This is a genomic window from Actinoplanes sp. NPDC051633 (genome assembly GCF_040681735.1).
Classification (GTDB): domain Bacteria; phylum Actinomycetota; class Actinomycetes; order Mycobacteriales; family Micromonosporaceae; genus Actinoplanes.
In genome coordinates, this window is sequence record NZ_JBFAZH010000097.1 from 1 (window position 1) to 12,452 (window position 12,452).

General features: G+C 72.2%; 13 protein-coding genes. 6 read left to right on the plus strand and 7 right to left on the minus strand.

Annotated elements, in window-relative coordinates:
- Positions 1-799, plus strand: a 799-nt coding sequence (locus AB0M20_RS08590) for a methyltransferase domain-containing protein (RefSeq protein ID WP_364295915.1), incomplete at its 5' end; no start/stop codon positions are given.
- 72 nt (positions 800-871) lie between these two features.
- Positions 872-1,192 carry a hypothetical protein gene (locus tag AB0M20_RS08595; protein WP_364295917.1) on the plus strand — a complete coding sequence of 107 codons (321 nt, stop codon included), beginning with the start codon at positions 872-874 and terminating at the stop codon, positions 1,190-1,192.
- A 9-nt stretch (positions 1,193-1,201) separates the two neighbouring features.
- On the opposite strand, the gene AB0M20_RS08600 is transcribed toward AB0M20_RS08595, so the two are convergent.
- A complete protein-coding gene (locus AB0M20_RS08600) occupies positions 1,202-1,864 on the minus strand; it encodes a hypothetical protein (RefSeq protein WP_364295919.1) in 663 nt (220 codons plus the stop codon).
- A gap of 129 nt (positions 1,865-1,993) precedes the next feature.
- Here AB0M20_RS08600 and AB0M20_RS08605 point away from each other — a divergent pair, with 129 nt between their 5' ends.
- A complete protein-coding gene (locus AB0M20_RS08605; protein WP_364295921.1) occupies positions 1,994-3,115 on the plus strand; it encodes a histidine kinase in 1,122 nt (373 codons plus the stop codon).
- Positions 3,112-3,768 (plus strand): response regulator transcription factor, encoded by a 657-nt coding sequence (locus AB0M20_RS08610; protein ID WP_364295923.1) that lies wholly within the window; start codon positions 3,112-3,114, stop codon positions 3,766-3,768. The genes AB0M20_RS08605 and AB0M20_RS08610 overlap by 4 nt, the downstream gene beginning before the upstream one ends.
- Here AB0M20_RS08610 and AB0M20_RS08615 read toward each other — a convergent pair.
- From AB0M20_RS08615 to AB0M20_RS08635, 5 genes are all read right to left on the minus strand, one after another.
- Positions 3,680-5,155 carry a GGDEF domain-containing protein gene (locus AB0M20_RS08615; protein ID WP_364295925.1) on the minus strand — a complete coding sequence of 492 codons (1,476 nt, stop codon included), beginning with the start codon at positions 5,153-5,155 and terminating at the stop codon, positions 3,680-3,682. The two genes, AB0M20_RS08610 and AB0M20_RS08615, sit on opposite strands and share 89 nt — an antisense overlap.
- A 31-nt stretch (positions 5,156-5,186) precedes the next feature.
- Positions 5,187-6,662, minus strand: coding sequence for a glycoside hydrolase family 130 protein (locus tag AB0M20_RS08620; protein WP_364295927.1), 1,476 nt, complete (start codon positions 6,660-6,662; stop codon positions 5,187-5,189).
- An 8-nt stretch (positions 6,663-6,670) separates the two neighbouring features.
- Positions 6,671-7,777: a glycosyltransferase gene (locus tag AB0M20_RS08625; RefSeq protein WP_364295929.1), complete on the minus strand. Its 1,107-nt coding sequence runs from the start codon at positions 7,775-7,777 to the stop codon at positions 6,671-6,673.
- Positions 7,774-8,925 (minus strand): glycosyltransferase, encoded by a 1,152-nt coding sequence (locus AB0M20_RS08630; protein ID WP_364295931.1) that lies wholly within the window; start codon positions 8,923-8,925, stop codon positions 7,774-7,776. The genes AB0M20_RS08625 and AB0M20_RS08630 overlap by 4 nt, the downstream gene beginning before the upstream one ends.
- 88 nt (positions 8,926-9,013) lie before the next feature.
- Positions 9,014-10,015 carry a glycosyltransferase family 4 protein gene (locus AB0M20_RS08635; protein ID WP_364295933.1) on the minus strand — a complete coding sequence of 334 codons (1,002 nt, stop codon included), beginning with the start codon at positions 10,013-10,015 and terminating at the stop codon, positions 9,014-9,016.
- Positions 10,016-10,114: 99 nt separating this feature from the next.
- Here AB0M20_RS08635 and AB0M20_RS08640 point away from each other — a divergent pair, with 99 nt between their 5' ends.
- Positions 10,115-11,812, plus strand: a complete 1,698-nt coding sequence (locus AB0M20_RS08640) for an alpha-glucosidase (RefSeq protein WP_364295935.1) — start codon at positions 10,115-10,117, stop codon at positions 11,810-11,812.
- On the opposite strand, the gene AB0M20_RS08645 is transcribed toward AB0M20_RS08640, so the two are convergent.
- On the minus strand, positions 11,802-11,948 hold the full coding sequence (locus AB0M20_RS08645) for a hypothetical protein (RefSeq protein ID WP_364295937.1): 147 nt from the start codon (positions 11,946-11,948) through the stop codon (positions 11,802-11,804). The two genes, AB0M20_RS08640 and AB0M20_RS08645, sit on opposite strands and share 11 nt — an antisense overlap.
- An 86-nt stretch (positions 11,949-12,034) precedes the next feature.
- Here AB0M20_RS08645 and AB0M20_RS08650 point away from each other — a divergent pair.
- Positions 12,035-12,452 (plus strand): TspO/MBR family protein (locus AB0M20_RS08650; RefSeq protein WP_364295939.1); only part of this gene is annotated, 418 nt, incomplete at its 3' end.

A 12,452-nucleotide genomic window follows, 5' to 3' on the forward strand; every position in this document is an offset into this window, starting at 1 on the left:
ATTCGCCGACCTCGACAGCATGCCGGCACCGATCCTGGCTCTGATCATCGAGGCACTGGCCGAGATGTCCCGGCATCCGGAGATCATGCGGGTGCGCCAGGCCGGCTATGAAGCGCTCCGCCCGGTCACCGGCATGCACCTGTTGGATGCAGGATGCGGCGGTGGCGAGGTCGCCCGGTGGCTGGCCAGCGCGGCCGGCCCGGAGGGCAGCGTCACCGCGGTCGACTACTCGGCGGCCACCATCGAGGCCGCCCGCAGCCGGCACGACGGCAGCAACGTCGAGTACGTGCGGGGTGACGTCGCCAAGCTCGACCTCGGCACGGACAGCGTCGACGGAGTGTGGAGCGAGCGGGTGCTGCAGCACGTCGCGGAGCCCGACCGCGTCATCGGCGAGTTGATCCGGGTCACCCGCCCGGGTGGCCGGATCTGCCTGATCGACACCGACTGGTGCTCCCTGGCGTACGACGGGATGCCGCCCGGCCTGACCGACACGGTGCGCGACCACATGCTCGAGCAGTTCAGCGCGGGCCAGCTCGACATGGGCCGCACCCTGCGCGGCCGCCTGGTGCGGGCCGGCCTGGCCGAGGTCCAGGCGCAGCCGGTCACCCTCTACTTCGACACTCCCGCCTCGGCGGCCGTGGTGCTGCCCGTGGTCAACCCGACGGTGCCCGTGGAGACCGGCATGTGGCCCGACGGCGACATCCGCGAGGCGTGGCTGAGCGAGGTCGCCGGGGCCGGCGACCGCGGCGACTTCCTGGCCGTGCTCACCATCTGGGTGGTGGCCGGCACGGTCCTGTGACGGGATGCCTTTACCGTTGCAGCTTCCGGCCAGAGCCGCGCCGGCGGCCCGTCCGGGCGGCATCGTCGGTCCATGGGCGATTTCCTTCACATGGACACCGACATCGTCGAGCCGGTCATGCGCGGGCTCACCGGCACCGGCGACGACCTGGACGGCGGCTGGCGTTCCTGCCGCGAGCAGGTCGACTCCGGCGAGGCCGGCATCGGCCAGGACCCACTGGGTCAGGCCTTCCGAGGCGGGTACGAGAGCGCGAGCAGGGCGCTGCGGACCAGCGCCGACGAGCTGCCCAGGTCGCTTCGCACCGCCGCCGAGAACGGCATGACCTGCTGCACGGAGTACGCGGCCGCCGACGCCCGCGCCGCCGCCGGCCTGCCGGGGAACCGATCGACCTAGGATGCACAGCTAGGCCGTTCGCCGCCAGTGCTGGCGCTTGCGTTCGACGCGAACCACGAAGCCCAGCCGGGCGAGCTCCTCCCGCAGCTCGCCCGCATCCCGTTCGTCGCCGCGGTCCAGGGCGCGCTGCCGCTCGGCGAAGACGGCGTTCGCCGACGGGGTCACGTCCGGGGTGTCCGGCACCCATCTGCGGTAGGCGTCCGCGTACGGGTCCTTGTCGGCCCAGGGGATGCCGGTCGCCCGCAGCGCCGGCTCGATCCGCTTCGGCGACAGGTGGCACGGCTCGCGGGCCAGCTCCTGGCCGGTCCGGCCGAGCAGCACCAGTTTGTCGCGGTCGCGGAACACCACCGCCACCTCGCCCTTGGGGACCGTGCGATGGACGCCCGGCCGGCTCAGCAGCACCTCCGTCGTGGTGATCCGCACGGTCAGGGACTCCGCGTCCACCAGCCCGGCGAGCACCAGCCCGGCGATCCCGCCCAGGGCGAGGGCGCCGATCGTGACCCAGGGCTCCGGCAGCCCCTGGATCAGCCGGAACACGCCGCGCAGCGGCGCCCAGGGCAGCCGCAGCACGAAGTCGGCGATCCGGTCGAGGCCCAGCAGAAGTCCCGCGCCGGCGGCGGGCAGCAGCACCCACACCGCCACCCGGACCCAGACGGGGGTTCGCACGATCACGACGTGAGTCTTGGCCGCGGCCGCCAGCCGGTGCCAGCGCCCGGCGGCCATTCCGCGTAGACCAAAGTCGACGGGCCCGTCGACCGTCGGCCGCTGTCCGGCCGGGGGCACCCCCGGTAGGTTCGCCTCATGTGGCGCGGACGGACGGCGCGGCAATGGCTGCTCGAGGCCGGGCTCGGGCTGGTCGCCGTGGTGCTCGGCGTCTTCTTCGCGGTCGAGTCGGTCTCCGAGGGCGCCGGGACGAGCGCCGGGGTCGAGGTCGTCACCGGGACGCTGTCCTTCGTCGCGCTGCTGCTCTTCCGCCGGTCGCACCCGGTCGCGCTGACGGTCGTCCTGATTCCGGCGGGCATCGTCTTCGCGATGCCGATGGGCGCCATCCCGGTCGCCCTCTTCGCGGTGGCCCTGCACCGGCCCGCGCGAACCGCGATCGTGCTGACCCTGCTGCACGCCGCCGCGGTGGTGGTGATCTACCGGCTCGCGATCCCCGACACCCGCCTGTACGTCGAAACCGTGGTCTTCCTGGTGCTGCTGCACATCAGCGTGGTCGCGGTGGCGATGGTGGTGCGATCGCACCGGATGCTCGTCCGGTCCTGGGCCGAACGCGCCCGGCAGGCCGAGGAGGGGCAGCGGATGCGGATCGAGCAGGCGCGGCTGGCCGAGCGTGAGCAGATCGCGCGCGAGATGCACGACGTGCTCGCCCATCGCATCTCCCTGCTGGCCGTGCACGCGGGGGCGCTGGAGGTGCGTCGTGACGCGCCGGCCGACGAGCAGGCGGCGGCCGGCGTGATCCGGCAGTGCGCCTACGACGCGCTCGAGGACCTGCGCGAGGTGATCGGCGTCCTGCGCGACCAGCCGCCGGAGGTCCGCCCGCAGCCGACGTTGCGGGACGTGCCCGCGCTGGTCGAGGAGTGCCGGCAGGTGGGCGTGACGATCGACCTGGATCTCGAGGACACCGGGGCGGTGCCGGACGGGCTGGGGCGGCACGCGTACCGGATCGTGCAGGAGGGGCTGACGAACGCCCGCAAGCACGCGCCGGGCGCGCCGGTGCGGGTCGCCGTCCGGGCGGGCGACGGCGACGGCCTGGTGGTCGAGGTGGACAACGCGCTGCGCCCGGCGGCGGCCGTGCCCGGTGCGGGCGCCGGGCTGGCCGGGCTGCGGGAGCGCGTGATGTTGGTCGGCGGGAGCCTGGAGCACGGGCCGACCCCGGGCGGGCGGTTCCACCTGGCGGCCCGGCTGCCGTGGCCGACGTGAGCGCAACCGTCCGGGTGCTGCTCGTCGACGACGACGCGCTCGTGCGGGCCGGGCTGACGATGATGCTGGGCGCGTTCGACGGGATCGAGGTGGTCGCGGCCGTCTCGGACGGCGCCGAGGTGGCGGCGGCGGTGAACACGCACCGGCCCGACGTCGTGCTGATGGACATCCGGATGCCCGGGATCGACGGGCTGACCGCGACCGAGGCGCTGCGGGCGCGGCGCGAGCCGCCCGAGGTGATCGTGCTGACCACCTTCGACACCAGCGACCACGTGCAGCGGGCGATGGCCGCGGGGGCGAGCGGCTTCCTGCTGAAGCACACGGCGCCGCAGGAGATCGCCCAGGCGGTGCGCCGGGTGGCGGCGGGCGAGCCGATGCTCTCGCCCGAGGTGACGCGCCGGCTGATGACCATGGTGGCCGGGTCGGGCGCCGACCCGGAGCGGGACCGGGCGCGGGCCGCGCTGGGCCGGCTGAGCCCCGGCGAGCGGGAGGTGGCGCAGCTGGTCGCGCGGGGGCGGACGAATCAGGAGATCGGCACGGCGCTGGCCATGAGCACGGCGACGGTCAAGGCGTACGTGTCGCGGATCCTGACCAAGCTGGGGCTGGCGAACCGGACCCAGATCGCTCTGGTGGTGCATGATGCCCGCCGATGAGCGGCCCGTCGGTGGGAGGGCCGTCGGTGAACTCGACGCGGTTCTTGCCGGCCGCCTTCGCGGAGTACATGGCGGCGTCGGCGCGGCGGAGTAGTTCCTCGGTCGACACCGCGACCGACGTCGTCGCCACGCCGATGCTGGCGCCCACCGGCCGCATCGCCCGGCCCAGCAGCACCGGCACCTGCAGCCGGGCGCTCACCTCGGCCGCCCGCGCGGTCGCCTCGCCGGGGCCGGACAGGCCGGTGAGCAGCAGCGCGAACTCGTCGCCGCCCAGCCGCGCGGCCGTGCCGGTCGAGCCCGCCGCGTCCCGCAGCCGGCGCGCCACCTCGATCAGCAGCTCGTCGCCGGCCGCGTGGCCGAGGGTGTCGTTCACCTGCTTGAAGTCGTCGAGGTCGATGGTGCACAGCGCGACCGACCCGGGCGCGGCGCCGGCCGTCGCGGCGGCGAGCCGCTGGCCGAAGAGCTCACGGTTCGCCAGCTGCGTCAGGTCGTCGTGGTGTGCGCGGTGGCGCAGCTCGTCCAGCGTGCGCCGGCTGGTCTCGGCGAGCACGACCTGGTGGACCAGGTTGCGGAAGGCGACGACCACGTCCTCGGGCACCCGGCGGATCCCGCCGAGCAGCAGGTAGCGGTCGGCGGAGGGCTCGACGTGCCAGTGCCGCACGTGCGGGACGAGCCCCGCGAAGTGGCTCAGCGGGTCGGTGATCGCTTCGGGCGGGAGGAGCTCGCCGCGCACCGAGCGCTCCATCCCGAGGTTGCGAAGGACCCGCAGCCCGTCCGGGTCGCGGGCGACGACCATCATCACCGTGTCCGGGGTCAGCTCGAGCATGCGGGCCGAGAGCTCCGCGCCGATGGCGCGCACCTGCTCGACGTCGGCCGCCGCGAGGAAGCGGGTGCCGGCCGTGGAGAGCAGCCGGTCGCGTTGGGAGACCACCTCGTGCTGGGTCAGGATCCGGCAGATGTTGCGCATCACCAGCCCCACCGGCAGCACGAAGGGGACCAGGCTGAGCACCTCGGCGGAGTGCCAGGCGTGGTCGGTCGCGGCGAGTGCGACGCTGCCGGGCAGCACGGCCAGGCCGAGGAGGGTACGGATCGCCCACGCCCGCGTCGAGCCGTACAGCGCCAGGGTGGCGTAGACCGCGATGGTGACGTTGAGGACGCGTGACGGGTCGGGCAGGCCGGTGCCGATGATGACGAGCAGCACCGGCGCCAGCAGGGGCTCGCCGGGCACCGAGCGGCCGCGGCGATAGGTGAGGACGACCAGGGCCAGCAGCAGGATCAGCGCGGCGATCGAGGACGGGTCGGACCGCAGCAGCCACAGGTGGCCGCCCACCACGCCGCTGGAGACGAGGCAGGCGACCAGCCTGGTCCGTTCCAGAGGCGTTCGCACGGGACTCCTGTCGGCATCCCGGCCGCCGACCTTAAGCCACCGGGACCATCGCCGCCAGGAGGCGGTCCAGCTCGATGCAGGCGAAGCCCACGCGGACGTCGCTCGCGCCGTACGGCAGCCAGAACCGCCCGTCGTGCAGCAGCCCGCCGCAGGAGTAGACGACGTTCGGCACGTACCCCTCACGCTCGATCTCGTCCGGGTCCAGCAGGCCGTGCGGCAGGTCGGCGATCACCCGCTCCGGCTCGTCCAGGTCGAGCAGCATGGCGCCGATCGCGTACCGCCGCATCGGGCCCACGCCGTGCGTCAGCACCAGCCAGCCCGCGTCGGTCTCCACCGGCGACCCGCAGTTGCCGACCTGGATCAGGTCCCACCCGCGGTGCGGCGTCAGCAGCGGCACCGCGTCCCGCCAGCGGTTCTGCTCGTCGAGCGTGGTCAGCCCCAGCGTCTCGCCGTCGTTGCGGCAGAGCGCCAGCCGGCGGCCACCGACCGGGCGCGGGAAGAGCGCCATGCCCTTGTTGCGGGCGGCCGGCCCGTGCAGCGCGGTCACCTCGAAGTGCCGCATGTCGCGCGTGGTGATCCGGCGGCCGCCGATGTGCCGGCCGTCGTAGGCGGTGTAGGTGGCGTGGTAGATGGCGCGGCCGTCCGGCTCGATCTCCTGGACGAAGCGGGCGTCCTCCATGCCGTTGCTCTCGGCGGGGGTGGCCGGCCACAGCACCCGCTGGCCCAGCGGGACGGTCGCCGGGAAGGCCACGGCGTAGTCGTTGGCGACGATGCGCCGGATGACCTCGAGGGTCTTCTCGGTCGTCGCCCGTGCGGTCAGCTCGGCCGGGATGTGACCCATGACGTCCTCGAACTCTTCGTCGTCGAAGCGCTCGGGCAGGGCGGAGAGAACGTACGCGGAGGCCTCGTTGTCCAGCCCCTCGTCGGCGAGGCCGGCGGCGAGCTGCTCGAGCAGGTGTTTGGCGCCGGTGCGCTGGCCGATCATCAGCGGGCCGCCCCGGTCCTCGAGCCGGATCATCGGCCCCGGCCCGAGGATCGCCGTCACGAAGCCGATCGACGAGATGTGCCCCTCGCCGATCTGCCGCAGGCTGATCGCGGTGCGCAGCTCGCCGGGCTCGAGGTCGGTCTGGTCGGGGTGCGCCACCATCGACGGGTTGCACAGCGCCGCGGCCTCGACCGAGAACTCGTGGCTGAAATACGCCCCGATCAGCGCCCGCGCGCTGGGGGAGAGCTCGATCTCGGCCGGCACCCGGTGGCTGACCAGCTCGTAGTGATGCTGGAAGACGCTGCACAGGTCGTGGTGGCGGCCGGAGAAGCGGGCCAGCACGTCGTCCAGCAGCCGGGTGGTCTCGTCCTCGTCGAGCTGCAGGATCCGCTCGATCAGGCCGGAGGCGCGGTTCTGGACGAGCTGCGCGTCCTCGCCGGGGACGAACAGCTTGATCACCACGCGCTTGTCGTCCGGCGCCATGGTGAGGTCGAGGCGCGTGGCCAGCTCAGCTGAATTCATGGTTGCGGTCATGCTAAGCCGCCTGACGGTCGGGTCGCACTTCGCCTGGCTGCCAGCTCGCGGGCGTGCTGGAGCGTCGAGACGAGCGCGAGGGTGGACTCGGCCCCTTGGTTCAGATTAGGACCATCCGGCTTCAAACCGTCATATCCACCACCCGTCTGGGCGTCGTACATGACGGTGTTCGTGTCGTTGTCGCCGAGGAACCAGGCGATCGACTGGAACAGCGGCTTGTCCCAGCGGTCGTCGCCGGTGACCGCGGCCGCGGTGGCGCACGCGTCGGCCGTCGCGGCGGTCTCGATGGGCTGCTGGTCGTGGCGGTGCTTGGGCACGCCGGGCCGCCAGCCGCCGACCGGCACGGTGGAGAGGTGACCGTTGTGCTCCTGCTCGCGGCAGAGCCACTCGAGCATGCGCAGGCCGTCGGCGAGCATGGTCTCGTCGCCGAGCAGGTCGCCGGCCGCGATCACCACCTCGGCCAGCGCCGGGTTGGCGTAGGTCAGCTCAGGCTCTGGCCAGTCCCAGCCGGGGCCGTGGGACAGCACCGCGCCGGCGCCGGGCACGCCCACTGCGGCGGCGGCATCGGCCAGGAGGGACGCGGCCGCGGTGTCGCGCGGGTCGGCCCGCAACACCTCCGCGGCGCCCAGGCCGGCGAAGGCCATCGCCCGCGGCCACTGCGAGCGGGCCCGCAGGCCGATGTGGAAGGCCTCCGCGGCCTCCTTGCGGATCCACGGGACGGCGCTGCGGGCGGCGGCGGTGCCCAGGCCCCACAATGCGCGTCCCCACCAGTCGCCGGTGGTCGGCTCGTCCAGCCACCGGCGGTCGTAGCTCAGGCGGTTGCGGCACTGCCCGTCCGGGCCGAAGGCATGCGTGAGGAACGCGAGGTAGCGCTCGGCCAGCCCGATCACCAGCGCGGTCGGCTGCCGTTCCCGGCTGGCCACCAGCAGGCCGCGGGACACGTCGTCGACGCAGTAGCCGTGCTCGCGCCGCGGGATCGCGTTGCGGGCGTGCTCGAGCAGGCCGACGTCGTCGGACAGGCGGGCGATCTGGGACCAGCTGGGTGCGGGTGCGTCGGCGAGGCGGGGTGGTGGCGGTACCAGCCGCAGGGTCTGCGCGCTCACGCGGGGACGCTCGCCGCGGCGGCGGGCGTACGCCCTGCGCGGGCGGCCAGCAGCTTGCCGGCCAGCGCCTGGTAGCGAGCCGCCACCGCGGGCCAGCGCAGCGTCGGGCCACCGGTCAGCCCGGTCAGCCGGCTGGTGGTGTCGGGATCGGCGAGCAACCGCTTGATCGCGGCCGCCATCGCCGCCGGGTCCTGGTGCGGCACCAGCAGTCCGGGACCGTCGGCGAGCAACTCGACGGCGTGCGGGAACTCGGTGGCCACGACCGGCACACCCGCCCCGACCGCCTCGATCAGCACTCCCGAGGTGACCTGCTCGGTGGAGTCGTAGGGCAGCACCACCACGTCCGCCGACCGGATCAGGCGGCTCAGCGCTGCCTGGTCGAGGTAGACGTCCTTCCACCGGACCTGCGCGCCGACGCCGAGGTCGGCGGCCAGCTTCTTGAGCCCGTCGCGGTAGACGTCGCCGTGCTGCTCGAGAACCTTCGGATGGGTACGCCCGGCGACGGTGTAGAGGGGCATGGGATCGAGCTCGGCCAGCGCGCGCAGCGCCCACTCGATGCCCTTGCCCGGCCCGAGCAGGCCCCACGTGAGCAGGTGCGGCACCTCCTCGCGGTCCTGGGGTGCGCCGGTGTGACCGGACGCGCCGTGCGGGATCACCGCGATCTTGTGCGGGTCGACCCGGTAGCCCTCGGTGAGCCGGCGCCGCGCCGTGTCGGTCATCGTCACCACGGCGTCGGCCGTCGCCACGATCCGCTCGAGCACCGAGCGCTGCAGCGGGTCGGGGCCGGCGAGCACGGTGTGCAGCACGACGATCTTCGGCTTCTTCAGCGCGCGCAGCAGCGGAAGCACCTCGTCGCCGGCGTCGCCGGGATAGATGCCGTACTCGTGCTGCACGATCACCACGTCGAAGCGGTTCAGCGCGTTGGCCGCCGCGACCCAGCCGCCGGGCTGGTCCGTGGCCCAGGTGTGCACGACGCGCGGCGCCGACCGGTCGATCTCGAGGCCGCCCTGGTCGTCGCCGGCGAGCAGCCGGACCACGCCGTTACCGAGTGCCCCGGTGTTCAGGTGCGTGGCGAGTGCCGCATTGAACGTCGCCAAACCGCATTGGGTCGGCGGGTAGGTGCTGAGAAAGCCGTAGCTGGCGGGCATGACAACCCTTTCTGACTATGCGGCTGCCTCCCCCGCAGCACTCGGCATAATGTCTGAATTACACGATTTGAGCGTACCAAAAGGCTTGTTAGCGGATCACTTTTTGGTAAACGCGCAGGTAATCGTCGACCATGCGATCCGCCCCGAAGCGCTCCCGGGCGCGCACCCGGCAACCGCCCCGGTCGATCGTCTCGATCTCCCGGACCGCCTCGGCGGCCTCGTCGACGCCGCCGACGAGCCGTCCCGTGACGCCTTCGTCCACGACTTCGGGCATCGACCCCTTCGGGTACGCGATCACGGGCGTCCCGCAGGCCATCGACTCCACCACCGAGAGGCCGAACGGCTCCTCGAAGCCGATCGGGTGCAACAGCGCCGCGCTCCCGCCGAGGATCCGCCCCCGGTCGGACGGCCCCACCGAGCCCAGATAGACGACCTGTTCGCCGTCGATGTGCGGGGCGACCAGCTCGGTGAAGTACTGCTCGTCCTGCACGATCCCGCACAGCGTCAGCCGCCGGCCGGCCTTGCGCGCGATCTCGATCGCCGCGTGCGTGCCCTTGTCCGGGTGGATCCGGCCGAAGCACACCAGGCCGTCGCCGCCGTCCGGGTCGAACGGCAGCGCGTCCAGGTCGATGCCGTGATAGACGGTGCCCACGTAGTCGAGGTCGGGGGACCGGTCGCTGTCCGAGATGGAGACGTAGGACGACTCGGCCTTCCGGTACGCCGGCAGGATCTGGCTGCCCGAGAAGCCGTGGATCGTGGTCACCATCGGCGCCGCGCAGTGCTGCGAGAACGCCAGCGGCAGCCAGTCCAGGTGGTTGTGCACCAGGTCGAACTCGCCGGAGCGGCGCAGGGCGTGGGCCACGTGGATGGCCTCCCACACCCGGCCGTCGATGTCCGGCGACTCCTCGTACCCGGTCGGGCAGACGCCGTCGAGCGTCGCCTTGGTCTGGGAGTCGAGGGTGGCGAACAGCGTCACGTCCACGCCGCGCGCCGCGAGGCCCTCGGCGAGCAGGCTGGTGATCAGTTCCCACGGGCCGTAGTGCAGCGGCGGGGTCCGCCACGCGATCGGTCCGAGTAGCGCAATCTTCATCTCGCCTCCCTAAGTGGGGTAAATCACTCAGCCAGTATGTGACCGGCCGATCTTGGTGCGAGCACGTTTCGCGGGTTTGGTACGTGTTATGGAGGAGCCATGACTGATGCGTGGTGGAAGAGCGCCGTGGTGTACCAGATCTATCCGCGGAGCTTCGCGGACTCCGACGGCGACGGGATGGGGGACCTGCGCGGCATCATCCAGCACCTGGACCATCTGGCCGGACTCGGCGTCGATGTTCTGTGGCTCTCGCCGATCTATCCGTCGCCGCAGGACGACAACGGCTACGACATCAGCGACTACCAGGACGTCGATCCGCTCTTCGGCTCGCTCGAGATCTTCGACGAGCTGCTGGCGGCGGTGCACGAGCGCGGCATGAAGCTGGTGATGGACCTGGTGGTCAACCACAGCTCGGACGAGCACCCCTGGTTCGTCGAGAGCCGCGGCTCGGTGAGCGCGGCGAAACGTGACTGGTACTGGTGGGAGCCGGCCCGCGAGGGCATGGAGCCGGGTACGCCGGGCGCCGAGCCGAACAACTGGGGGTCGGTCTTCGGTGGCCCGGCCTGGGAGTTCGACCCGGGCACCGGGGAGTACTACCTGCACCTCTTCTCGCGCAAGCAGCCCGACCTGAACTGGGAGAACCCGGCGGTCCGGTCCGCGGTGCACGAGATGATGCGCTGGTGGCTCGACCGGGGCGTGGACGGCTTCCGGATGGACGTCATCAACTTCATCTCCAAGGTGCCCGGCCTGCCGGACGGTCCGGTGCCCGCCGGGTCGGCGTACGGCGACGGGTCGGCGTCCTTCCTCAACGGCCCGCGCATCCACGAGTTCCTGCACGAGATGTACGAGCAGGTCGTCAAGGGACGGGAGGCGCTGCTCACCGTCGGCGAGATGCCGGGCGTCACGGTCGAACAGGCCAAGCTCTACACCGACCCCGACCGCGAAGAGGTCGACATGGTCTTCCAGTTCGACCACGTGTGGGCCGACCGGGGGCCCGACCCGTGGGCGCTGCAGCGGCTCAAGCTCACCGACCTCAAGGCGATCTTCGGGCGCTGGCAAGCGGGGCTCGCGGACCTGGGCTGGAACAGTCTCTACTGGAACAACCACGACCAGCCGCGGGTGGTCTCCCGCTACGGCGACGACGGCGAGTTCCGGGTCGAGTCGGCCAAGATGCTCGGCGCGGTGCTGCACCTGCACCGCGGCACGCCCTACATCTACCAGGGCGAAGAGATCGGCATGACCAACTATCCGTTCGGTGGGATCGGCGACTTCCGCGACATCGAGGCGCTCGGGCAGTATGCGCAGGCCGTCGAGGAAGGCCGAGATCCGGAAGACGTGCTGACGGTGTTGCGCGCCCGGGGCCGCGACAACGCCCGTACCCCGATGCAGTGGGACACCTCGCCCCATGCGGGTTTCACGACGGGCACGCCGTGGCTGCCGGCGAACCCCCGGTATCCCGAGATCAACGCGGCCCTCGCGACGAAGGATCCCGACTCGGTGTACCACTGGTACCGCCGCCTGATCGAGCTGCGGCACACCGAGCCGGCCGTGGTTGAGGGCGACTTCACCATGCTGCTGCCGCACGACGAGCAGCTCTACGCCTTCACGCGGCGGCTGGGCCCGACCGAACTGCTGGTGATCGGCAACTTCAGCGGGACGCCGGCCCGGGCCGAGCTGCCCGACCCGGCGGCGTGGTCCTCCGCTGAGCTGGTGCTGAACAACACCGCCCAGCCGCCGGCGGATTGGGTGCTCGGCCCGTGGCAGGCCGTCGTCTACCGGCGCGAGGTCACGGCGTGATGGTCTCCCAGGAGTACGCGAGCAGCGCGAACGCGGCGCCGAGCAGACCCAGCGAGATGCGGGGAGTGGCGACCGGGAGGGCCGCCACGACCAGCAGGATCACCGCGATGAGATAGAGCACGCCCTGAACGGACATTGAGACTCCTAGATCGGTGGGGTTGGCGGCGCGGCATTACCCCACCGGTCGGGAGTGCCAAACTCCCACCGGGGTATCCCGTGGTCATGACCCTTGCGCACTCGACCCGCAAACCGTCCGCGTGGCTCGCTCTGGCCGGGTTCGGCGTCGCGGTGGCGGCGGCCGCGCTGATCGGCGGGCTGGGCGTGGCCGGCACCTCGGCCGAGTACCAGAGCCTGTCGCAGCCGTCGTGGGCGCCGCCGTCCTGGCTGTTCGGCCCGGTGTGGACGGTGCTCTACGCCATGATCGCGGTGGCGGGCTGGCTGGTCTGGCGGCGCACCGGCTGGACCAGGGCCCTGACGGTCTACGCCGTCCAGCTGGCGGTGAACGCGGCCTGGACACCGATCTTCTTCGGCTTCGGACAGTACGGCCTGGCGCTGGCCGACATCATCGTGATGTGGTTCCTGATCGGCGCGACGGTGTGGCTGTTCCGCCCGGTCTCCCGCCTCGCGGCGGCGCTGCTCC

Excerpts from the sequence above, each read along its gene's own strand:
- AB0M20_RS08595 (WP_364295917.1), top strand. The coding sequence starts at position 872 with ATGGGCGATTTCCTTCACATGGACACCGACATCGTCGAGCCGGTCATG.
- AB0M20_RS08605 (WP_364295921.1), top strand. The coding sequence starts at position 1,994 with ATGTGGCGCGGACGGACGGCGCGGCAATGGCTGCTCGAGGCCGGGCTC.
- AB0M20_RS08620 (WP_364295927.1), bottom strand. The coding sequence starts at position 6,662 with ATGAATTCAGCTGAGCTGGCCACGCGCCTCGACCTCACCATGGCGCCG.
- AB0M20_RS08630 (WP_364295931.1), bottom strand. The coding sequence starts at position 8,925 with ATGCCCGCCAGCTACGGCTTTCTCAGCACCTACCCGCCGACCCAATGC.
- AB0M20_RS08635 (WP_364295933.1), bottom strand. The coding sequence starts at position 10,015 with ATGAAGATTGCGCTACTCGGACCGATCGCGTGGCGGACCCCGCCGCTG.
- AB0M20_RS08640 (WP_364295935.1), top strand. The coding sequence starts at position 10,115 with ATGACTGATGCGTGGTGGAAGAGCGCCGTGGTGTACCAGATCTATCCG.
- AB0M20_RS08645 (WP_364295937.1), bottom strand. The coding sequence starts at position 11,948 with ATGTCCGTTCAGGGCGTGCTCTATCTCATCGCGGTGATCCTGCTGGTC.